At 74.4% G+C, this 21,243-nt stretch carries 15 protein-coding genes; 9 read left to right on the forward strand and 6 right to left on the reverse strand.

What is annotated here, in order from left to right:
• Nucleotides 1–52: 52 nt before the first annotated feature.
• A complete protein-coding gene (locus tag EDF32_RS00320) occupies nt 53–1,549 on the forward strand; it encodes a sugar porter family MFS transporter (protein ID WP_233565587.1) in 1,497 nt (498 codons plus the stop codon).
• 126 nt (nt 1,550–1,675) lie between these two features.
• On the opposite strand, the gene EDF32_RS00325 is transcribed toward EDF32_RS00320, so the two are convergent.
• Nucleotides 1,676–3,475, reverse strand: a complete 1,800-nt coding sequence (locus EDF32_RS00325; protein WP_123306549.1) for a pyruvate dehydrogenase — start codon at nt 3,473–3,475, stop codon at nt 1,676–1,678.
• Nucleotides 3,476–3,553: 78 nt separating this feature from the next.
• On the reverse strand, nt 3,554–4,825 hold the full coding sequence (locus EDF32_RS00330) for an MFS transporter (protein WP_123306550.1): 1,272 nt from the start codon (nt 4,823–4,825) through the stop codon (nt 3,554–3,556).
• A 192-nt stretch (nt 4,826–5,017) separates the two neighbouring features.
• On the opposite strand from EDF32_RS00330, the gene EDF32_RS00335 reads away from it, so the two are divergent.
• Together EDF32_RS00335 and EDF32_RS00340 are read left to right on the forward strand one after the other, a co-directional pair.
• Nucleotides 5,018–5,317: a GNAT family N-acetyltransferase gene (locus tag EDF32_RS00335; protein ID WP_123306551.1), complete on the forward strand. Its 300-nt coding sequence runs from the start codon at nt 5,018–5,020 to the stop codon at nt 5,315–5,317.
• Between the two features lie 138 nt (nt 5,318–5,455).
• Complete coding sequence (locus tag EDF32_RS00340; RefSeq protein WP_123306552.1) at nt 5,456–5,752, forward strand: GNAT family N-acetyltransferase; 297 nt, start codon at nt 5,456–5,458, stop codon at nt 5,750–5,752.
• A 115-nt stretch (nt 5,753–5,867) separates the two neighbouring features.
• On the opposite strand, the gene pgm is transcribed toward EDF32_RS00340, so the two are convergent.
• The gene (pgm, locus tag EDF32_RS00345) at nt 5,868–7,550 is read right to left on the reverse strand and encodes a phosphoglucomutase (alpha-D-glucose-1,6-bisphosphate-dependent) (protein WP_123306553.1); all 1,683 of its coding nucleotides are present in this window, start codon (nt 7,548–7,550) and stop codon (nt 5,868–5,870) included.
• Between the two features lie 66 nt (nt 7,551–7,616).
• Between pgm and EDF32_RS00350 the strand changes: the two genes are divergently transcribed.
• Together EDF32_RS00350 and EDF32_RS00355 are read left to right on the forward strand one after the other, a co-directional pair.
• Nucleotides 7,617–8,441 carry a DUF5926 family protein gene (locus EDF32_RS00350; RefSeq protein ID WP_123306554.1) on the forward strand — a complete coding sequence of 275 codons (825 nt, stop codon included), beginning with the start codon at nt 7,617–7,619 and terminating at the stop codon, nt 8,439–8,441.
• A 328-nt stretch (nt 8,442–8,769) separates the two neighbouring features.
• Nucleotides 8,770–9,552: a glycosyltransferase family 2 protein gene (locus EDF32_RS00355; RefSeq protein ID WP_370449869.1), complete on the forward strand. Its 783-nt coding sequence runs from the start codon at nt 8,770–8,772 to the stop codon at nt 9,550–9,552.
• Between the two features lie 4 nt (nt 9,553–9,556).
• Here the strand turns inward: EDF32_RS00355 and EDF32_RS14505 are convergent, their stop codons facing one another.
• Together EDF32_RS14505 and EDF32_RS00365 are read right to left on the reverse strand one after the other, a co-directional pair.
• Entirely contained in the window at nt 9,557–14,233 is a 4,677-nt protein-coding gene (locus EDF32_RS14505; protein WP_158614029.1) for a hypothetical protein, read from the reverse strand.
• A gap of 35 nt (nt 14,234–14,268) precedes the next feature.
• A complete protein-coding gene (locus EDF32_RS00365; RefSeq protein ID WP_123306556.1) occupies nt 14,269–15,498 on the reverse strand; it encodes a diacylglycerol kinase family protein in 1,230 nt (409 codons plus the stop codon).
• Between the two features lie 86 nt (nt 15,499–15,584).
• Here EDF32_RS00365 and serS point away from each other — a divergent pair, with 86 nt between their 5' ends.
• Entirely contained in the window at nt 15,585–16,868 is a 1,284-nt protein-coding gene (serS, locus tag EDF32_RS00370; protein WP_123306584.1) for a serine--tRNA ligase, read from the forward strand.
• Complete coding sequence (locus tag EDF32_RS00375; RefSeq protein ID WP_123306557.1) at nt 16,865–17,662, forward strand: HAD family hydrolase; 798 nt, start codon at nt 16,865–16,867, stop codon at nt 17,660–17,662. Before serS ends, EDF32_RS00375 begins: the two co-directional genes overlap by 4 nt.
• 73 nt (nt 17,663–17,735) lie before the next feature.
• Here EDF32_RS00375 and map read toward each other — a convergent pair whose 3' ends face one another.
• The gene (gene map / locus EDF32_RS00380; protein ID WP_123306558.1) at nt 17,736–18,530 is read right to left on the reverse strand and encodes a type I methionyl aminopeptidase; all 795 of its coding nucleotides are present in this window, start codon (nt 18,528–18,530) and stop codon (nt 17,736–17,738) included.
• Between the two features lie 80 nt (nt 18,531–18,610).
• Here map and EDF32_RS00385 point away from each other — a divergent pair, with 80 nt between their 5' ends.
• Nucleotides 18,611–19,624, forward strand: coding sequence for a LacI family DNA-binding transcriptional regulator (locus EDF32_RS00385; protein WP_123306559.1), 1,014 nt, complete (start codon nt 18,611–18,613; stop codon nt 19,622–19,624).
• Nucleotides 19,625–19,815: 191 nt separating this feature from the next.
• Nucleotides 19,816–21,153: an ABC transporter substrate-binding protein gene (locus EDF32_RS00390; protein ID WP_370449868.1), complete on the forward strand. Its 1,338-nt coding sequence runs from the start codon at nt 19,816–19,818 to the stop codon at nt 21,151–21,153.
• Nucleotides 21,154–21,243 lie beyond the last annotated feature (90 nt).

Raw genomic sequence — 21,243 nt, forward strand, 5'->3', positions numbered from 1 at the left:
TAGATGGGTCGGGTCCCGGCACGGAGCCCGCGCGACGTAGAGGAGTTCGACGGTGAGTACACCTGGAAGTTCGGGGGCGGTCGCCGACAAGCGGCTCAACCGACGCGTGGTCGGCATCAGCATCGGAGCCGCGCTCGGCGGGTTCCTCTTCGGCTTCGACTCGTCGGTGATCAACGGCGCGGTCGACTCGATCCGCGACCAGTTCGGCCTCGACAACGACACGTTCGCCGGCTTCGTCGTCGCCATCGCCCTCCTCGGCTGCGCCGTCGGTGCCTGGTTCGCCGGGTCCCTCGCGAACCGCTACGGCCGCATCCGCGTGATGGTGCTCGCGGCGGTCCTCTTCTTCGTCTCGGCGTTCGGCTCCGGGTTCGCCTTCGGGGTGTGGGACCTCATGCTGTGGCGCGTGATCGGCGGCCTGGCGATCGGCGCGGCCAGCGTCATCGCCCCCGCGTACATCGCGGAGGTCTCGCCGTCCAAGTACCGCGGGCGCCTCGGCTCGCTGCAGCAGATGGCGATCGTCCTCGGCATCTTCGCCGCGCTGCTCAGCGACCAGCTCCTGCAGAACAGCGCGGGCGGCGCCGAGCAGGACCTCTGGTTCGGCCAGGAGGCCTGGCGCTGGATGTTCCTGGTCGCCGCCGTCCCGGCACTGATCTACGGCCTCGCTGCGCTCAAGCTGCCGGAGTCCCCGCGCTACCTCGTCAACAAGGGCGACGACGAGCAGGCCGCCGAGGTGCTGCGCGTCTTCTCCGGCGAGACCGACGTGCAGAGCAAGATCGACGACATCAAGTCGACCATCGACGTCGAGGAGAAGCAGTCGCTCGGCGACCTGCGAGGCTCGGCCTGGGGTCTCAAGCCGATCGTCTGGACGGCGATCCTGCTCTCCGTGTTCCAGCAGTTCGTCGGGATCAACGTGATCTTCTACTACTCGACGACGCTGTGGAAGTCCGTCGGCTTCGACTCCGACCAGGCCTTCCTCACCTCGACGATCACCTCGGTGACCAACGTCGTCGTGACGGTCATCGCCATCCTCCTCGTCGACAAGATCGGGCGGCGGCTGCTGCTGCTCATCGGGTCGACGGGCATGTTCGTGTCCCTCGGGATGATGGCGCTCGCCTTCTCCCACGCCAGCGGCTCGGGCGACGCGGTCAGCTTCAGCGGCTCGTGGGACACGGTGGCGATCGTCGGCGCGAACGCGTTCGTCGTGTTCTTCGGCGCGACGTGGGGCCCGGTCGTGTGGGTGCTGCTCGGCGAGATGTTCCCGAACCGCATCCGCGCCACGGGGCTCGCGGTCGCCGCCGCCGCCCAGTGGATCGCGAACTTCGCGATCACGATGACGTTCCCCGTCTTCGCGGACATCGGCCTGACGTTCGCCTACGGCTTCTACACGGTGATGGCGCTGCTCTCGCTGGTCTTCGTGTTCTTCCGGGTCCCGGAGACCAAGGGCATGGAGCTCGAGGACATGCACGACGACGTCCGGGTCAAGCGGGGCAAGTTCGTCGCCTCGACGGTGGGCACGGCCGGGCTGCCGGACGACCGCCTCACGGACTGACCTCCTCCGCTCCCGTCCCGCGCGCCACGCGCGCCGACCACGGCCTTGCCGCCCGACCAGCACCGCTGGTCCGGCGGCAAGGCCGTTCTCGTGGGGCGGCGACCCCGTGCTCGGCCCGCGCCCGCGTCAGGGCCGCGGCACGTTGCGCAGGTTCGAGCGGGCCATCGACACCGCCTCACCCATGCCGCCGCCGAGGACCTCCTTGGTGAGCGCCGCCGCGAACCCGCGCACCTGCCCGGCCGTGATGTTCGGCGGGATCGACAGCGCGCGCGGGTCGGTGACGACGTCCACGAGCGCCGGGCCGGGCTGCGCGACGGCGTCGGCGAGAGCCGCGCGCACCTGCGCGGGGTCGGTCACGCGCCGCGACGGGATCCCGATCGCCGCGCCCACGGCGGCATAGTCGACGTCGGGTGAGTCGGTGCCGAACGACGGCAGGCCGTCGACGAGCATCTCGAGCCGGACCATCCCGAGCGTCGCGTTGTTGAACACGACGACCGTGACCGGCAGGTCGTACTGGCGCGCGGTGATGAGCTCGCCCAGGAGCATCGACAGGCCGCCGTCGCCGGCGAGCGCCACCACCCGGCGGTCGGACCCTGTCTCGCGGGCGGCGAACGCCGCGCCGATCGCGTGCGGCAGGGCGTTGGCCATGGACCCGTGCAGGAACGAGCCGATGACGCGCCGGCGCCCGTTCGGCGTGAGGTACCGCGCGGCCCACACGTTGCACATGCCTGTGTCCACGGTGAACACGGTGTCGTCGCCCGCGACCTGGTCGAGCTGGTCGGCGACGTACTCCGGGTGGATCGGGATCGCCCGGTCCACCTTGCGCGTGTACGCGCCGACGACGCCGCGCAGCGCCCGCAGGTGCTGCTTGCGCATCGTGTCGAGGAACCTGGTGCTCCGCGCCGCCGAGACCTGGGGGATCAGCAGGCGCAGCGTCTCGCCGACGTCGCCCGCGACCGCGACGTCCAGCCGGGTGCGGCGGCCCATCCTCGCGGGCTCGATGTCCACCTGGGCGGTGCGGACGTCGTCGGGCAGGAACTGGTCGTACGGGAAGTCGGTGCCGAGGAGGATCAGCAGGTCGGCCTGGTGGACCGCGTCGTCGCACGCGCCGTAGCCGAGGAGGCCGCTCATGCCGACGTCGTACGGGTTGTCGTACTGGATCCACTCCTTGCCGCGCAGGGAGTGGCCCACGGGCGCGGCGATCTTCCCGGCGAGCTCGAGCACCTCGGCGCGCGCGTGCCGGACGCCCGCGCCGGCGAAGATCGTCACCTTCTTCGCGGCGTCGATGGCCTCGGCGAGCTCGCGGACGGCGGCGGCGTCGGGCACGACGCGCGGGCGGGCCGGCGGGATGGCGACGTCCCGCACGGCCTTGGGCGCGTCGAGGTCGGCGACGTCGCCCGGCAGGGTGAGGACGGCGACCCCGGGCGCGGCGAGCGCGTGGTGGATCGCCGAGCTGATCACCCGCGGCGCCTGCGCGGCCGAGGAGATCATCTCCGAGTACACGGAGCACTCGACGAACAACCGGTCCGGGTGGGTCTCCTGGAAGAACTGGGTGCCGATCTGCGCGCTCGGGATGTGGCTGGCGATCGCCAGGACCGGCACGCGCGACCGGTTCGCGTCGTACAGGCCGTTGATCAGGTGCAGGTTGCCGGGCCCGCACGAGCCCGCGCAGACGGCGAGCTCGCCGGTCACCTCGGCGGCGGCCGCCGCGGCGAACGCGGCCGACTCCTCGTGGCGCACGTGCACCCACTCGATCCCGGTGCCGTCCGCGTTCGACCGGCGGATCGCGTCGACGACGGGGTTGAGGCTGTCGCCCACGATCCCGTAGACGTGCTTGACGCCGGCGGCGACGAGCTGGGCGACGAGCAGGTCGGCGACGGTGCGGTCGCGCTGGTGCTGCGGCGGGGTGCCGATTCCGAACGGCATGCTGGCCTCCTGGGCTGGTGCGGGCGTCGTCGTCCATCGTGCTGCGCCGCGCGCCGGGCCGCAGGGGGAGGCGTGCGCTCAGGAGGTCGTGACCGACTCCGTCGGGCCGCCGCGGCGGATGCGGCGCACGGAGACGAGCGTGACGACGACCGCGATCCCCGCGGCCGCCATGAGCACGTGGAAGCCGCCGGCCGCGCCGTCGGACTCGATGCGCCCGCCGGCGATCGAGGAGCCGACGGAGACGCCGATGCCGAGCGAGGTCCCGACCCACGCGAGACCCTCCGTGAGCTGGTCCGGGCGGACGAGGTTCTGCACGAGGGCGTTGCCGTTGATGAGCGTCGGCGCGATCGCGAAGCCGGTCACGAACATCACCGCGGCGAGCACCGGGAGCGAGGTCGCCACCGTGAACAGCGCCGCGCCGACCGCGAGGGCCACGACGCCGACGACGAACCGGCGCCACAGGGGCGAGACCCAGTGCCGCGCCCCGTACACGAGGCCGGAGATGAGCGAGCCGCAGGCGAACACACCGAGCAGGAGCCCCGAGACGCCGGGGCGGCCGTGCTCGTCGGCGAACGCGACGGTCGAGACGTCGATCGAGCCGAACATCATGCCCATCGCGACGAACACGAGCACCAGCACCAGCATGCCGGGGGTGCGCATGGCGGACCGGCCGCGCCGGCGGCGCCCGCCGTCGTCGGGCGCCGTCTCGGAGGTCGGGGGCTCGGTGGCGCGCTGGGAGACGAACCACAGGCCGCCCACGAACGCGGCGACGAGCGCGACGAGCAGACCGGCCGACGGCGCCACGCCCGTCGCGAGGATCGTCACCAGCGCGGGGCCGACGACGAAGACGACCTCGTCGAGGGCCGACTCGAGCGAGTAGGCGGTGTGCAGGGTCCGCGGGTCGGAGATCACGTGCGACCAGCGGGCGCGGACCATCGACCCGAACGAGCCGGACGAGCCGCCCGAGACCGCCGCGAAGAGGTACAGCAGAGCCTCGGGTCCGTGCGCGTTCCCGACGAGGACGAGGCCCGCGAGGCCGACGGCGGCGAGGAAGATCAGGGGGAGCATCACGCGGCGCTGGCCGGCGCGGTCCACGAGGCGCGCCAGCGGCGGTGAGCAGACGGCCTGCGCGAGCACGAGCACCGCGGAGACGCGGCCGGCGAGGGCGTACGAGCCGTAGACGCGCTCGACCATCAGGACGGTGCCGATGCCGAGCATCGACATCGGCATGCGCGCGAGCAGGGCGGCGGCGGAGAAGCGGGCGCCGCCGGGGATGCGCAGGACCGCGAGGTACGGGTTGGTGCGGCGGGAGGGATCGGGCGCCTGGGCCTCGGACGGTTGCTGCACCACCGTGCCATTCTTCCATCCCGGCCGCTCGACCGCCCCTCTCCGCCTGCGGTGGCCCGCCCCCCTCCGCCGAGATGTCGAACTCTGCCCCTGATTCTTCGAATCCAGGGGCAGAGTTCGACATCTCGGCGGTCGGGGCGGCCCGCGCCATGCCCGGCCGGGAAGGTTCTCGCGCGCGCGACGCTTGACCCTGACATGACTCAGGAGCCGAGCTACGACGTCGTCCAGGTGCCCGAGCGGTCGCGCTACGAGGCGCGGGTGGAGGACGGGACGGTGATCGGGACCGCCGACTACGTGCGCCGCGACGGCGTCGTCGAGTTCCCGCACACGGTCGTCCCGCCCCAGCACGAGGGCCGGGGCGTCGCGTCGGCGCTCGCCCGCCGGGCGTTGGACGACGCGCGGGCCGAGGGCCTCGGCGTGGTCCCGACCTGCTGGTTCTTCGACGGCTGGATCGAGCGTCACCCCGACTATCAGGACCTCGTCGCGCGGCTGTGACCCTCCGCCCGTCCTCCCCGCCCCTTCCGCCGAGACGTCGAACTCGGCCCCAGACCTGACGAATACAGGGGCCGAGTTCGACATCTCGGCGGGGGCGTCGGGCGGCGAGGACGGCGGCGTCGTGCGCAGACTGGTCCCATGAGCGACGACATGACGGTCACGGACGCGCCCGAGCGTTCACGCTTCGAGATCCGGACGGCGGACGGCGACCTCGTCGGCACCGCCGCCTACACGCGCCACGACGCGGTCACGGTGCTGACGCACACCGAGGTCGACGACGCGGTCGAGGGCCAGGGGGCCGGCTCCACGCTGGTGCGCGGGGCGCTCGACGCCATCCGCTCGAACGGCGGCAAGGCGGTCGCGCTCTGCCCGTTCGTCGCCGGTTACGTCGAGCGGCACCCCGAGTACGCGGACCTGCTGCAGCCCGAGGACTGAGGCCCACCACCCGGGCCCCGCCCGCCCCCTCTCGCCGAGAAGTCGATTTCGGCCCCTGATCCTCCGGATCCAGGGGCCGAAATCGACTTCTCGGCGGAGCAGGGGCGCCAGGGGGTCAGCCGCCCAGCGCCGCCGAGACCACGTCCTTGGCCTCCGACTGCACGGTCTCCAGGTGCTCGGCCGAGACGAACGACTCGGCGTAGATCTTGTAGACGTTCTCGGTGCCCGACGGCCGTGCCGCGAACCAGGCGTCCTCCGTCGTGACCTTCAGGCCGCCGACCGCCGCGTCGTTGCCCGGGGCCCGGGTCAGCTTCGCGGTGATCTCCTGCCCGGCGAGCGTGGTCGCCGCGACCTGCTCGGGGGACAGCTTCGACAGCGTCGCCTTCTCCTCGAGGCTGGCGGGGGCGTCGACGCGCGCGTACCAGGACTCGCCGAACTCGCCGACGAGGTCCGCGTGGTGCTGGGACGGCGTCCGGCCGCTCGTCGCGAGGATCTCGGAGCCCAGCAGCGCGAGCAGGATCCCGTCCTTGTCGGTGGTCCACACGCGTCCGTCGGTGCGCAGGAACGACGCCCCGGCCGACTCCTCCCCGCCGAACCCGACGGACCCGTCGAGCAGCCCGGGAACGAACCACTTGAAGCCGACGGGGACCTCGACGAGCCGGCGGCCGAGGGACGCGGCGACCCGGTCGATGAGGGAGGACGAGACGAGCGTCTTGCCGATCGCGGCCTCGCCCGGCCAGCCCGGCCGGGCGCCGGAGTACAGGTACCGGATCGCGACGGCGAGGAAGTGGTTCGGGTTCATCAGCCCCGCGTCGGGCGTGACGATGCCGTGCCGGTCGGAGTCGGCGTCGTTGCCGGTCGCGATGTCGAACGTCCCGGAGGTGGCCGGGTCCGTCATCTTCGCGACGAGCGAGGCCATCGCGGACGGCGACGAGCAGTCCATGCGGATCTTGCCGTCCCAGTCGAGCGTCATGAACGCCCACCGGGGGTCGACCTGCGGGTTGACGACGGTCAGGTCGAGGTCGTACCGCTCGGCGATCGCGCCCCAGTACTCGACCGACGCGCCGCCGAGCGGGTCCGCGCCGATCCGGACGCCGGAGGTCCGGATCGCGTCCATGTCGACGACGTTCGCCAGGTCGTCGACGTACGAGCTCATGAAGTCGTGGCGACGGGTGGTCTCGGCCGCCAGCGCCTCGTCGAGGGACACGCGCCGCACCTGCCCGACGCCGGTGCGCAGGATCTCGTTGGCCAGGTCGGCGATCCACCCGGTCGCCTCCGAGCCGGCGGGGCCGCCGTGCGGCGGGTTGTACTTGAAGCCGCCGTCGCGCGGCGGGTTGTGGGACGGGGTCACGACGATCCCGTCGGCGAGGCCCGGTCCCTGGGTGCGCACCCCGGCGTCCGTGGTCGCGCCGTTGTGCAGCAGGATCGCCTGCGACACGGCCGGCGTGGGCGTCCAGCTGTCCCGGGCGTCGACCATCACCTCCACGCCGGCGGCGGCGAGGACCTCGAGGGCGCTCTGCCACGCGGGCTGGGACAGCGCGTGCGTGTCTCGGCCGATGTACAGCGGCCCGTCGGTGCCCTGGGCGCGCCGGTACTCGACGATCGCCTGCGTGATCGCCACGATGTGCGCCTCGTTGAAGGCGTGGTCGAGGCTGGAGCCGCGGTGGCCCGAGGTGCCGAACACGACCTGCTGCGCCGGGTCGTCGACGTCGGGCACGAGGTCGTAGTAGGCGCCGACCACCCGGTCGACGTCGATGAGGTCCTGGGGCTGGGCGGGGGTTCCGGCGCGGGGGTCCATGGCCCCGATCCTGCCACCCGACCCCGGCGCCCGCACCGCCCGTCGCCCGTGGATAGACTCGCCCGCATGGCCAAGAACTCCACGCCCGACTTCGTGCTGCGCCCGTTCGAGGGCATCCCCGGCGAGACCGATCTCGTCGCGATGCGCGAGGTGGTCCCCGCCGCGACCGCGAAGGCCCGCACGACCGCCGAGCACGGCTCGCGGGACGTGCTGTTCGTGACCGTCCTGCCCGAGGGCTGGTCGGCGCTGCACCGCACCGACGGCGTCGTGCTCGTCGCGCTGCAGACGCTCGCGGGGTCCGGCGACGCCAGCCGCGACCTCGCCGACGTCCTGCTCGAGGCCCTCGACACCGATCCGGGCACCTCGGTGCAGGCCAACGGGCTGCCGGGCGCCGGCCCCCGGCTGCAGGACGTCCTCGACCTCTCCGAGCCGCTCGTCGCGCAGGTGCACGACGACTTCGGCTTCTGGCTGGACCCGTCGACCGAGGTCGACGCCGAGATGTCGGCCGCGCTGGAGGAGTCGGCGGAGACGATCATCCCCACCGCCAAGGTGGCCTCCGTCGAGTCCGCCTACTGGTGCCGCATGAGCCGAGAGTTCCTGCGCTGGGCCCTGCCCTACGACGAGGACGTGCTCATCGACGCGGTCGCGCGCCTGCACGCCCGGCGGGAGTCGGGGCTGGGCGACGGCAGGTTCGTCGGCGCGTTCCGGTCCTCGGGGATCCTCGTCCCGGTGTGGGAGCTCGCGCGCGGCACGGAGGCCGACGAGCTCGAGGAGCCCGCGCTCGCGTTCCGCGCCCGGCTCGACGAGGCGCTCGCGGTCGACGCGCCCCTCGACGCGAACGAGCGGCGGGCCCGCGCGGGCATCGTCGCGCGCCAGGTCACGCTGCGCTGAGCGCCCCTACCGTTCCCCGGGGGTTCCCGGCGCCCTCCGGGCACGGGACCGGGGGCCAGGCATGACCCAGGCATGGTCCAGGCGCGGTCCAGGCCCGGAATCTCGGCCTCTGCGGGGCGTGGTGTGGCAATCACGGACGTGCCCTTTGCACTAGGATGGTCCTGTGACTGCGGACCAGGTGCCCCTCGACGGAACGGCCTCGCCCGACCGGTCCGAGGCCCCGGAGAACCGTGCCCCGGAGCGCGGCCGTGCGGCCGCGAAGGACCCGGCGCCCGGTCACCCCCAGGCCGCCCGCAGCGGCATCGGCAACGCGTACACCACCTCGAGCGTGCCGAACCCCGTCGCGAAGACCCCGCGCCCGGCGCGCCCGGTGCGCGGGCGCGCCTCGCAGCAGCGCGTCGCCGTGGTGGTCCCCGCGAAGGACGAGTCGCGCCGCATCGCCGCCACCGTCCGCGCGGCGCGCGCCATCCCGCACGTCGACATGGTCCTGGTGGTCGACGACGGCAGCACCGACAACACCCAGGACGTCGCCCGCGAGGCGGGAGCCGTCGTCGTGCGCCACTCCCACAACCGGGGCAAGGCCGCCGCGATGGAGACGGGCGCCGCCGTCGTCGCGATGCGCGACGCGCCGGACCGTGCGCCCCGCCTGCTCCTCTTCATCGACGGCGACCTGGCCGAGACCGCGGTCAACACGGCACCGCTCGTCGCCCCGGTGCGCGACGGCGTCGCGGACGTCTCGATCGCGCTGCTGCCACCGCAGCCGGGCGCGGGCGGCCGCGGCCTCGTGGTCGGCGCCGCGCGGCGCGCGATCCACGGCCTCACGGGGTGGGCCCCGACCCAGCCGCTGTCCGGCATGCGCTGCATGACCCGCGAGGCGTTCGAGGCGGCGACGCCGCTCGCGCGCGGCTGGGGCGTCGAGACCGGCATGACGATCGACCTGCTGCGCGCCGGCTACGTGGCCGTCGAGGTCCCGTGCGACCTGCGCCACCGTGCCTCGGGCACCGACCTCAAGGGCCAGATGCACCGGGCGGCCCAGTACCGCGACGTCCAGGTCGCGGCGGGCGCCCGCCGCGCCAAGGCGGTCGTCGGCGCGGGACGCCGCAAGGGCTGAGCGCTCAGCGCTCCGACATCAGGTCCGTGCCCGTCTCCGGCACGGCACCGCCCGGCACGATCCCGCCGGTGCCGCGCAGCCCGGCAACGGCGGCCGCCCGGATCCCGGTGGCGGTGATCAGCGGGATCGCCGGCACCAGCGCGATCATCGCGATGCGCACGCCGAAGTCGTTGACCAGGGACCCGGCGACACCCATGACCCACATCGCGAGCACGGCCGGCCGCAGCAGCGGCCAGCCCTCCTCCGCGCGGGCGAACCAGCGCGGCGTGAACCGGTGCGGCGCGAACAGCAGGAGCGCGGCGAGCACGAGCACCACGAGGGTGAGCCACACGGGCACGCCGCCGAGGACGGAGCGCATCGCGTACCCGGACTTGCGCAGCAGCGTCTCCCACGCGTCGCCGTCGACCACCTGCCCGACGAAGCGCCCGAGGTGCGAGCGCTGCTCCGGTGGGCGCAGCCAGTCGAGCACGCCGATCGCGGCGACCGCGAGCACGCCCACCGCGCCCACGAGCACGAACCTCCGGAACGTCAGGCGCGCGCCGGAGGCGGCGAGGACCAGCACGGCGAACGTCGGCGCGAGGACGAGGCCGCCCCCCAGGTCAGCGCCCAGGGTCGGGCCGACGTCCACGAGCAGCGCGAGCACCCCGAGGGCGGCCACGACCACGGCGGCGGTGCGCCGCCGTCCGCGCGCGACGAGCCACTGCGCGACGGCGGCGGCCAGGACCACGCCCGCCACCGCGTACACGGAGAAGGTCGGGTTGCCGAAGCCGTAGAACCGGGCGCCGTAGCTCGGGGCAGAGCCCAGGGGGCTCGCCCGGTTGAGGGGCGTGCCCACGAACGCGTCGAGGCTGAGCACGCCGAACGTGATCCCGGCGACGATCGCGGGCGCGGCCCAGACCGGCCGGCGGGGGGCGAGGGAGGCGAGGCCGGCGACGACCGCCGTCGCCCCGACCGTCACGACGGCGAGCGCCCAGCCGGGGGAGGTGAACCGCCACCACGAGGTGAGCGAGACGAGGAACGCCGCGGCGGAGACCGACGCGATCGCGAGCGCGGCACCCTCGCCCGCCCGACGCAGGCGCGAGCGCAGCCGGGGCCGCTCGGCCCAGCGCGGCACGAGCCGGCTCGCGCCGAGCGCGAGCAGGGCGAGCAGGAGCCCCGCGTACAGGGGCACGTCGACGAACCAGCCGTAGGCGCCGCGCCGCACGTGGTCGAGCGAGGTCAGGTCGGCGAGCGCGTCGGCGGTCGCCGCGGCGTCGGTCGGACGGGCCGAGCCGAGCACCAGCGGGGTGTCCTCGACGGGCGGGGGGACGGCCGTGCCGGCCGCCGCGAGGATCGTCGGCGGGACGTCGAGCAGGCGGACGACGCCGTCGGTCCGGGTCGCGGCGCTGGTCAGGTAGCGGGGGCCGTCGGGGTCGCGCGCCCCGGGCCGCAGCACGGTGACGCCGAGCGAGGGGGTGGTGCCCGGCACGTTGGACACGTCGACCACGAGCACGGTGGCGGTGGCGGGCGCGACGTCCAGCACCCGCGAGACGGTGGTGTCGATCGCGCCGACCTGGGCGGCCCGCACCGCCTCCGCCTGGGCGTGGGTGGTGCCCGACGGCGGCCGTGCGGTCGCGTCGCCGGCGTCCACCACGGTCACGGGGCAGGTGAAGGCGTCGCCCCCGCCGCCCAGCGCGTCGTCGAGGGTGCGGTAGCCGGGCACGCTGCCGTCGCGGCGGGCGAGCGCGACGGCGGCGCCCGGTCCGACGGCGGTCGCGCAGCGCGCGGCGCCCGGGGCGGCGAGGGCGTCGCCCAGCACGCCGAGCGTCGCGTCGAAGCCGGACCGGTCCTGGAGCGCGGAGAGCGCGTCCCAGCCGTCGACCTTCCCGTCGTGCACGGCGAGCGCCGGGCAGGCCCACGCCCCGGTGGCCGTGTGCGTGTCGGTCACCTCGGCGGGCTGGCCCGCGGAGAGCGCCAGCCACCCGCCCGCGGAGCAGCGGGCGGCGTTCCCCGTGGGCAACGAGTCGCCCGCGGTCGCGGCGTCCTCCGTGGTCATCGCGCTCAGCGTCGGCGTCCGGCCGGCGGAGACGTCGTCCCAGCGCAGGCCCGCGGTGCCGACGACGACGACCTGGTCGCCGGGGGAGACGGCCTGCGCCTCCGCCGACGGCGAGGTCTGGCGCCCGGCCGCGCTCGCGCCGTCGGGCGGGGCGACGGCCGTGGCGAGCAGCATCGTCACGAGCAGGCCGCCCGCGAGGGTCAGGACCGTGGCGGGCATGCTCCGGACGGCGGGGGTCCGCTCGTCGTTCCCGCCGCCCGCCCGGCCCGCCTGCCGGCCGGGGACGGTGAAGGTGGCCAGCAGCGTGGCGACGGCGACGAGCAGCACGACGAGCGCCACGACGACGCCCGAGTCGTTGAGCACGGAGCCGACGACGGCGACGGTCATGAGCGCCACCACGAGCGCCCGCAGCTGCGGCCAGCGGTCGTAGGCGTCTGCGATCTCGGGGACGCGGGCGCGGCGGGGGTGCAGCGCCACCCACCCGACGCCGACGAGCACGAGGACGGCGACCAGCCCCGCGGGGTTGGCGAACGTCGCGAACATGGCCCGCGCCTTGCCGGCGATCATCGAGGGCGCCTCGCCGTCGACCACCCGCTGCACGAACGCGCCGAGGTGCGACGGCTCGCCCGGGCGCAGCCAGTCGAGCACGGAGACGACCGCGACCACGAGGACGGTCAGGACGGCGACGACGAGGATCCGCCGGACCGTCACCCGGACGCCGGCGACGAGCAGCGCCAGCACCGCGAAGGACGGCACGAGGGCCAGGATCCCGCCGAGGTCCGCGCCGAAGGCGGGCCAGCCGTCCACGAGCGTCGTCACCGCGCCGACCGCGACGACGGCGCCGACGGCGGCCCGGCGGCGACCTGTGCCCCGGCCGCCCGCGAGGATCGTCGACGCGATCCCGGTGGCGAGGACCAGTCCGGCGACCGCGTACACGGCGAAGGTCATGTTGCTGAACCCGTAGAAGCGGGCGCCGAGCGTCAGCGACGGACCGAGCAGGGAGCCCTGCTGCAGCGGCGTGCCCGCGAGGCCGTCGACGGTCAGCACCAGCCACGACGCCCCCGCGAGCGTCGTGGCGAGGTTCCAGGGGTGCGGCGGCAGGCGTCGCGCCAGCCACCACGCGGCGACGGTCAGGACCGCCGCCGTGGCGCACAGGGCGGTCAGCAGGACGAACGTCGGGGCGGGCCGCACCCACCACCGGGTGAGGGTCGCGAGCGACGCCGCGACGGGCGCGGTCGCCACGAGCGCGGACGTCGCGGCCAGCAGCCGGCGGCGCGTCGCGGTCGGGGCGGTGCCGCTCGGGTCCTCGTCCCGTGCCGCGGACCGGCGGCGGTGCCCGACGACGGCGCCCACCAGGGCGAGCAGCAGCGCCACCACGAGCGTCCCCACGAGCACCGGCATCACGTGCGGGATGGTCGTCGTCAGGACGTCGACGTACCGGCGGTTCTCGACGGTGCCCCGCGTCCCGGTGCGCCGTTGCTCGCCCTTCTCCAGCGGGTGGCCGTCGATCTGCGCGGTGCTCGCGCCGGCGTCGTCCGCCACCGTCGCGGTGAGGTCCGCGAGCTGGACGAAGCCGGGCCGCCGGGTGCCCTGCGAGGTGAGCCATCGGGCGTCCTCGGTCCCGGAGGTGTGGTCCACCACGACCTGGAGGTCGGGCTGCGCGAGCGGCGTGCCGGTGACCCCGGCGACGAGCACGCGCGAGCGGTCCGGCAGGGCGCGCTCGACGCGCGCGAGCGCGTCGTCGAGGTCCCCGAGCGCCGCCGTGCGTTCGGGGCCGGTGCTCGGGAGCTCGCCCAGGTCGACGACCGTCGTCGGGCACGAGGTGAGGTCGGCGTCCGAGACCTGCGAGAGGTCGGACGCGTACCGGTCGACGGACCCGTCGGAGTCCGCGAGCATCACGGCTGCGCCGGGACCGACGGCCGTCGAGCACAGCGAGCCCGCGGCGAACCCGTCACCCAGCACCCCGGGCGCCGGGGGCGTCGGCTCGGTGGGTTCCTCGACGGGCGCCGCGAGCTCGTCCCAGCCGGGCACCGTCATGGCGGTCAGGGCGCCGTCCGAGCCGCCGTCCGGCACCGGGGTGGGCATGGGCAGGCACGACGCCGCCGGGTCGCCCGCGTCGTCGGCGGACCCGTCCTGCGGTGCGTCCGCGCCGTCCGAGCCGCCGCTCTCGGAACCGTCGCCGTCCGCGCCGTCGGTCCCCGCGCTGTGGCCGCTGCCCGGGTCGGGCGCCGGGACGGGCGCCGAGGTGCGGCGTCCGGCCGACAGAGTCAGCCAGGCGTCGAGGCGGCAGGTGAGCGCGCTCGCGGTCCGCACGTTGATCGACGCCACGGAGCCGGTGCCCACCATGCGCCACAGCGTCGGCGTGGTCGACGACGAGACGTCGTCCCAGCGCAGGCCGCCCAGCCCGACGAGCACGGTCGGCGTGGTCCCGTCGGCGGCGAGCGGCGCTGTGCTCGCTGCGCCGGCTGTGCTCGCTGCGCCGGCTGTGCCTGCCGCGCCCGAGGCGGTCGCTGCGCCCGCGGCGGTCGCCGGCCCCGCCAGCGGCGCCGCGACCAGCAGCGCCAGCGCCACGGCGAGGGCCCGCGCGCCGCGCGCGAGGCCCGGGCGGCGGGCGCGGGCGGGGGACGCGGCGGCGGGACGGATCACCGGGTCAGCCTACGGAACGCCGGGCCCGGCCCGGGTCAGGAGGTCCGGACGACCAGCGCCGCCGGCTCCACCCACGCCTCGAGCTCGACGGCGAGCCCGAGGGTGTCGCCGTCGACCTGCGCCTGCTCGCCGCCCTCGACGCGCACGAGGATGCGCCGCGCGCGCGTGTGGTCGATGCGGCCGATCTTCGCGGGCAGGTCGTTGCGCACGCCGAAGCCCTGCATGACGACCTCGCCGAAGAGCTGGACCCAGCCCGCCATCCCGCCGCGGGTGTCGATCGCGGCGACGTCGAGGATGCCGTCGTCGATCACGGCGTCGGGCAGGAGGTTGATCCCGCCGGGCAGCCGCCCGCAGTTGCCGATGAGGACCGTGCGCAGCCGCGCGTCGACGGGGTCCCGGTCGTCGATGGTGACGTTCGCGCGCATCCGCTTGCCGTGCAGGTGCTTGATGCCGGCGACGAAGTACGCGATCCAGCCGACGCGGGCCTTGAGCTGGTCGTCGGCGTCGGCGACCATCGCCGCGTCGAAGCCGAGGCCGGCGATGACCAGGAAGATGTGCTGCTCGGGGTCCACCGGGCGCAGCGGCTTCGCGGAGTCGCGCAGGCGCTGCGGCGAGGGCTCGCCGTCCTCGCCCGCACCCGCCGCCCGGTCCTCGCCGTCCCGGTCCTCGCCGTCCCGGTCCTCCCCGTCCCCGTCCCCGTCGTCCCCGTCCCCGTCGTCCCCGTCCTGGCCGGCGAGCTCGAGGATCCGCGTCCAGCCGACGTCGATCGTGCGGTCCTGGCCCGCGACGACCGCGCGCAGCGCCGCGAGGTGGTCGGAGACCGGGACGTCGAGGTTGCGGGCCAGCAGGTTCCCGGTGCCGGAGGGCACGAGACCCATGACCTTGCCCGTACCGGTCAGGGCCTCCGCGACCGCCCGCACCGTCCCGTCCCCGCCGACCGCGACGACGACGTCGGCGCCCTTCTCGAGGGCCTGGCGCGCCTGCCCGACGCCCGGGTCCTCGACCGTCGTCTCGATCCACAGCGGCTCCGGGAGCGCGGCCTCCGCGCACTCGCGGCGCGCGACCGCCTCGAACTCCGCGACACCGGGCTTGGAGGGGTTGGCGACGAACGCGATGAGCTCGCGGTGCACGGTCGGCTCGGGCTCCGGCGGGGTGTCCCGGGAGGCCGCTCCTCTGCGCTGGTGCGCGAGCACGACGAGAGCCACCACCAGGGCCACCGCGGCCAGGACGACGGCCACGATCCCCAGCACCGATTGCCATTGCATGGGCTCACCGTAGTGGTCGCGCGGGGACGGCCCGCACGGGCACGGTCGGTAGCGGCATGCACCACGGCGTTCGTTACCCTTCAGTGGTGATCGACCTCAAGAGGATGCGTGACGAGCCCGACGTCGTCCGCGCGAGCCAGGTGGCCCGCGGCGAGGACCCCGACCTGGTGGACGCGGCGCTCGCGGCGGACTCCCGTCGTCGGGCGCTGCTCACGGAGTTCGAGCAGCTGCGGGCCGAGCAGAAGGCGATGGGCAAGGACGTCGCGCGGGCGTCCGGTGACGAGAAGCAGGCCCTGCTCGCCCGCACGCGGGAGCTGGCGGGCGAGGTCAAGGCCCGGCAGGCGGACGCGGAGGCCGCCGAGGCGGAGCTCACCGACCTCATGCTCCGCATCCCCAACGTCATCGAGGGCGCGCCCCCCGGCGGCGAGGACGACTTCGTCGTGCTCCGCGAGGAGGGCACCGTCCGCGACTTCGCCGCGGAGGGGTTCGCCCCGCGCGACCACCTCGAGATCGGCGAGGCGCTCGCCGCGATCGACACCGAGCGCGGCGCGAAGGTCTCCGGCGCCCGCTTCTACTTCCTCACCGGCGTCGGCGCCCGCCTCGAGCTCGCGCTGCTCAACGCTGCCGTCGACCAGGCGACGCGGGCCGGTTTCACGCCCGTCATCACGCCGACGCTCGTGCGCCCGGAGATCATGCAGGGCACCGGCTTCCTCGGCGCGCACGCCGAGGAGGTCTACCGCCTCGAGGCCGACGACCTCTACCTCGTCGGCACGAGCGAGGTCGCGCTGGCGGGCTACCGCTCGGGCGAGATCCTCGACCTGGCGGACGGCCCGCAGCGGTACGCCGGCTGGAGCGCGTGCTACCGCCGCGAGGCCGGTTCGTACGGCAAGGACACCCGCGGCATCATCCGCGTGCACCAGTTCCACAAGGTGGAGATGTTCAGCTACTGCCGCCCCGAGGACGCGGCGGCCGAGCACCAGCGGCTCCTCGCCTGGGAGGAGGAGATGCTCGCGCGGTGCGAGCTGCCGTACCGGGTCATCGACACGGCCGCGGGGGACCTGGGCTCGAGCGCGGCGCGCAAGTTCGACTGCGAGGCCTGGCTGCCGACGCAGGAGCGGTACCTCGAGCTCACCTCGACCTCGAGCTGCACCACCTTCCAGGCGCGCCGCCTCAACGTGCGCGAGCGGGTCACGGTGGGCGAGAAGACCGAGACCCGCACCGTCGCGACGCTCAACGGCACGCTCGGTACGACGCGCTGGATCGTCGCGATCCTGGAGAACCACCAGCAGGCCGACGGGTCCGTGCGGGTGCCCGAGGGGCTGCGGCCCTACCTCGGCGGCCTCGAGGTCCTGGAGCCGGTCACCCGATGACGCGCGGCCCGCTGCTCGTCGCGCTCGACATCGACGGGACGCTCATCACCTACGACGAGGAGCTCTCGGACGAGGTGCGCGAGGCGGTGGCGGCCGTGCGGGACGCGGGCCACCACGTCGTGCTCTCGACGGGCCGCTCGGTGGTCGCGACGGTGCCGATCGCCCGCGAGCTCGGGCTCGAGACGGGCTACGCCGTCACCTCCAACGGCGCCGTGACGGTGCGCGTGGACCCGGGCCACCCGGGCGGGTTCGCGGTGGACGACGTCGTCACGTTCGACCCGGGCCCCGCGCTGCGGCTCCTGGGCGAGCAGCTGCCCGACGCGCGGTTCGCGGTCGAGGAGATCGGCGTCGGCTTCCGGATCAACACGCCGTTCCCCGAGGGCGAGCTCGGCGGCGCGCACGAGGTCGTGCCGTTCGAGGCGCTGTGGGAGCGGGAGGTCACCCGCGTCGTCGTGCGCAGCCCCGAGCACACGCGGTCGGCGTTCCACGAGATGGTCGCCCACCTGGGGCTCGACGACGTGACGTACGCGGTGGGCTGGACGGCGTGGATGGACATCGCGCCGCTGGGCGTCTCGAAGGCGACCGCCCTGGAGCGGGTGCGCCGCATCCTGCACGTGCAGCCGGACCGCACGGTCGCGCTCGGCGACGGGCACAACGACGTCGAGATGCTCACCTGGGCGGCGCGCGGCGTGGCGATGGGCCACGCCGCGGACGCGGTGAAGGACTGCGCCGACGAGGTCACGGGCTCGGTCGAGGAGGACGGCGCGGCGCAGGTGCTGCGCAGCCTCCTCTAGACCTGTCAGACCCTCGCCCGCCCCTGGCGGGGCTCAGGTCTGACAGGTCGCGGGCGGGGCAGGCCCGAGGCGTTCAGGCCTCGCCGCCCCCGCGCGCCGTGAGGACCAGGGGCCCGTCCTCGGTGATCGCGACCGTGTGCTCGGAGTGCGCGCCGCGCGAGCCGTCGACGCTGCGCAGCGTCCAGCCGTCGGCGTCGCCGTAGATCTCGTCGGTCGTGGCGAGGAACCAGGGCTCGATCGCGATGACGAGCCCGGGCCGCAGCTTGAAGCCGCGCCCGCGGCGCCCGTCGTTGGGCACGTGCGGCTCGCCGTGCATCGTGCGCCCGACGCCGTGCCCGCCGAAGTCGGTGTTGATCGTGTACCCGGCCGCGTGGCCGACGTCGGCGATCGCCGCCGAGACGTCCCCGAGCTTGCCGCCGGGCAGCGCCGCCGCGATCCCGGCCTCGAGCGCCCGCTCGCTGACCTCGATGAGCTTGCGGTCGGACTCGCCGTCCGCGCCGGGGCGCGGCGTGCCGACGACGAAGGAGAGCGCGGAGTCCGAGACCCAGCCGTCGACGGAGCAGGCGAGGTCGATGCTGAGCAGGTCGCCGTCGCGCAGCGCGTAGTCGTGGGGCAGGCCGTGCAGGACGGCGTCGTTCACGGACGTGCAGATGACCTTCCCGAACGGCATCGCGCCGAAGGACGGGTGGTAGTCGATGTAGCAGGACTCGGCGCCGCGCTGACGGATCATCCGGTGCACGAGCGCATCGATCTCGAGGAGGTTGGTGCCGACCCGCGTGGTCGCGCGGACCTCGGAGAGCACCTGCGCGACGAACGCGCCGGCAGGCCGCATCTGCTCGATCTCCCGGGGTGTGCGCAGCTCGATCATGAAGGTCCTCTCGGTCGGTACGACCCGCGGCGGGCGGGGCGGGTTCGCACCTCCAGGGTAGACGGAGCACAATCCGGGGGGTGACGGGCATCGACGAGGTTGCGCGCGCCGCGGGGGTGTCGACGGCGACCGTCTCGCGCGCGCTGCGCGGTCTGCCGAACGTCTCCTCGGGCACGCGCGCCCGGGTGCTCGACGAGGCCTCCCGCCTCGGCTACGTGGCCTCGCCGTCGGCCTCCTCGCTGGCGAGCGGCCGCACCCGGACCATCGGCCTGCTCACCCCGTGGGTGAACCGCTGGTTCTTCGCGAACGTCATCGACGGGGCCGAGCGCGGGCTGCGCGCGCTCGGCTACGACGCGCTGCTCTACACGTTCGACGTGCGTGACGGCCACCCGCGCCGCCGCGTGGACCCGGGCGTCCTGCGGCGCCGGGTGGACGGGATCCTCGTGGTCGGTCTCCCGCTGGCCGACGACGAGGTGGCCTCGCTCCTCGCGCTCGGCACCCCGATCGTGTTCGTCGGATCGGGGCCGGCCGGCCAGGTCACGGTGCGGCTGGACGACGACGCGACGGGTCGCCGCGCGACCGAGCACCTGCTGGGCCTCGGTCATCGCGTGGTCGGCCACATCACCGGCGTGCCGGACGCGTTCCTGGACTGGTCGCCGCCGCTCGCGCGGGAGGCGGGGTACCGCCGCGCCCTCGCGGCGGCCGGGGCGGAGGTCAGCGACTCGCTGGTGGTGCGCGGCGGGTTCGACGTCGCCGGCGGACGCGCGTCCGTGCGCGAGCTGCTGGCGTGCCGCCCGGACGTGAGCGCGGTGTTCGCGGCGTCCGACGAGATGGCGATGGGCGCCGTGCTGGGTCTGGGGGACCTGGGCCGTCGGGTCCCGGACGACGTGTCGGTGATCGGGGTGGACGGGCACGACCTGGGCGAGCTGGTCGGCCTGACGACCATGGTGCAGGACACGTACCAGCAGGGCGTCGACGCCGCGAGCCTGCTCATGGACCTCGTCGCGGGCGGCTCCCCGCCGCGGGTCGTGACGTTCCCGACCGAGCTCCTGGTGCGCAGGTCGACCGCCGTCCCGCCACCTCGGCGGGCGTGACCCGATCGTTACGCCGCCACGCCGCGCCACCGGTTGCGGGACGGGGATGTAAACGCTTGCATGGCAGGCGTCGGGTGTGACCTGCTCGACACGGTCCGGACGACGACGCCCGCGCTGGGCGCCACAGCGACGTGGAGGGAAGCTCGATGACCATCAGGACGAGGTCCGCGAGGCGGACGAGGCTCACGGCTGTGGCCGCGGCAGGCGCGGGGCTCGCGCTGGCGCTCACCGGCTGCAGCAGCGACGACGGCGGCGGCGACGGCGGCGGCGGTGCGAGCAGCACCGCGGACTGCAGCGCGTTCGACAGCTACGGCGACCTGTCCGGCAAGACGGTGACGGTGTACGCGGGGATCGTCGCGCCGGAGGACCAGCCGTACATGGACTCCTACAAGCCCTTCGAGGACTGCACGGGCGCGACCGTGAACTACACCGCGGACAAGAACTTCGAGCAGCAGATCGTCGTGCAGGCCAAGGCCGGCAACGCGCCCGACATCGCGATCGTTCCCCAGCCGGGCCTGCTGCAGCAGCTCGTCGCGACCGGCAAGGCCGTCGAGCCTCCGAAGGCGGTCGCCGACAACGTCGACAAGTGGTGGGGCGAGGACTGGAAGAAGTACGGCACGGTCGACGGGACGTTCTACGCGGCGCCGTCGGGCGCGAGCGTGAAGTCGCTGGTCTGGTACTCCCCGAAGGAGTTCAAGGACAAGGGCTACGAGGTGCCGACGACGCTCGACGACCTGAAGTCGCTCAGCGACAAGATCGTGGCCGACGGCGACCACAAGCCCTGGTGCGCGGGCATCGGCTCCGGCGAGGCCACCGGGTGGCCGGTGACCGACTGGATGGAGGACATGATGCTCCGGATCGGCGGTCCGGACGTCTACGACCAGTGGGTCGCGCACGACATCGCGTTCAACTCCGAGGTGCCGACGCAGGCGCTCGACGCCGTCGGCGACTACCTGAAGAACCCCGACTACGTGAACGGCGGGATCGGCGACGTCAGCTCGATCGCCACGACCACGTTCCAGGACGGCGGCCTGCCGATCCTCGACGGGACCTGCTCCCTGCACCGCCAGGCGTCGTTCTACGCGTCGAACTTCCCCGAGGGGACGGACGTCTCCGAGAACGGTGACGTCTTCGCGTTCTACCTCCCGGGCAAGACGGCGGACGACCACCCGGTGCTCGGCGGCGGCGAGTTCAACCTCGCGTTCGCCGACCGTCCGGAGGTGCAGGCGTTCCAGACGTACCTGTCGACCGACCTGTGGGCCAACACCAAGGCCAAGGCGAGCTCGGACGCGACGGGCGGCGGGTGGATCTCCGCCAACACCGGCCTCGACACCGCCAACCTGGTCAACCCGATCGACCAGCTGGCGGCCGGGATCCTGCAGGACCCCAACACGGTGTTCCGCTTCGACGGGTCGGACCAGATGCCGGCCGCGGTCGGGTCGAACTCCTTCTGGAAGCAGTCGACGTCGTGGATCACGGGCCAGTCGACCAAGGACACGCTCGACAAGATCGAGTCGTCCTGGCCGTAGCCGCCCGCGTGCGCCGGACGCCGGGGGTCCCGTCCCGGCGTCCGGCGCACACCTGCCGACCCCTGACCCGTCCTGACGGCTGGAGCCTCG

This window comes from Cellulomonas sp. PhB143, from assembly GCF_003752595.1.
In the GTDB taxonomy this organism is placed as follows: Bacteria; Actinomycetota; Actinomycetes; order Actinomycetales; family Cellulomonadaceae; genus Paraoerskovia.

Coding starts and splice junctions, on each gene's coding strand:
- EDF32_RS00340 (WP_123306552.1), top strand. CDS start 5,456: ATGAGCGACGACATGACGGTCACGGACGCGCCCGAGCGTTCACGCTTC.
- map (WP_123306558.1), bottom strand. CDS start 18,530: ATGATCGAGCTGCGCACACCCCGGGAGATCGAGCAGATGCGGCCTGCC.
- pgm (WP_123306553.1), bottom strand. CDS start 7,550: ATGGACCCCCGCGCCGGAACCCCCGCCCAGCCCCAGGACCTCATCGAC.
- EDF32_RS00350 (WP_123306554.1), top strand. CDS start 7,617: ATGGCCAAGAACTCCACGCCCGACTTCGTGCTGCGCCCGTTCGAGGGC.
- EDF32_RS00325 (WP_123306549.1), bottom strand. CDS start 3,475: ATGCCGTTCGGAATCGGCACCCCGCCGCAGCACCAGCGCGACCGCACC.
- EDF32_RS00375 (WP_123306557.1), top strand. CDS start 16,865: ATGACGCGCGGCCCGCTGCTCGTCGCGCTCGACATCGACGGGACGCTC.
- EDF32_RS00365 (WP_123306556.1), bottom strand. CDS start 15,498: ATGCAATGGCAATCGGTGCTGGGGATCGTGGCCGTCGTCCTGGCCGCG.
- EDF32_RS00335 (WP_123306551.1), top strand. CDS start 5,018: ATGACTCAGGAGCCGAGCTACGACGTCGTCCAGGTGCCCGAGCGGTCG.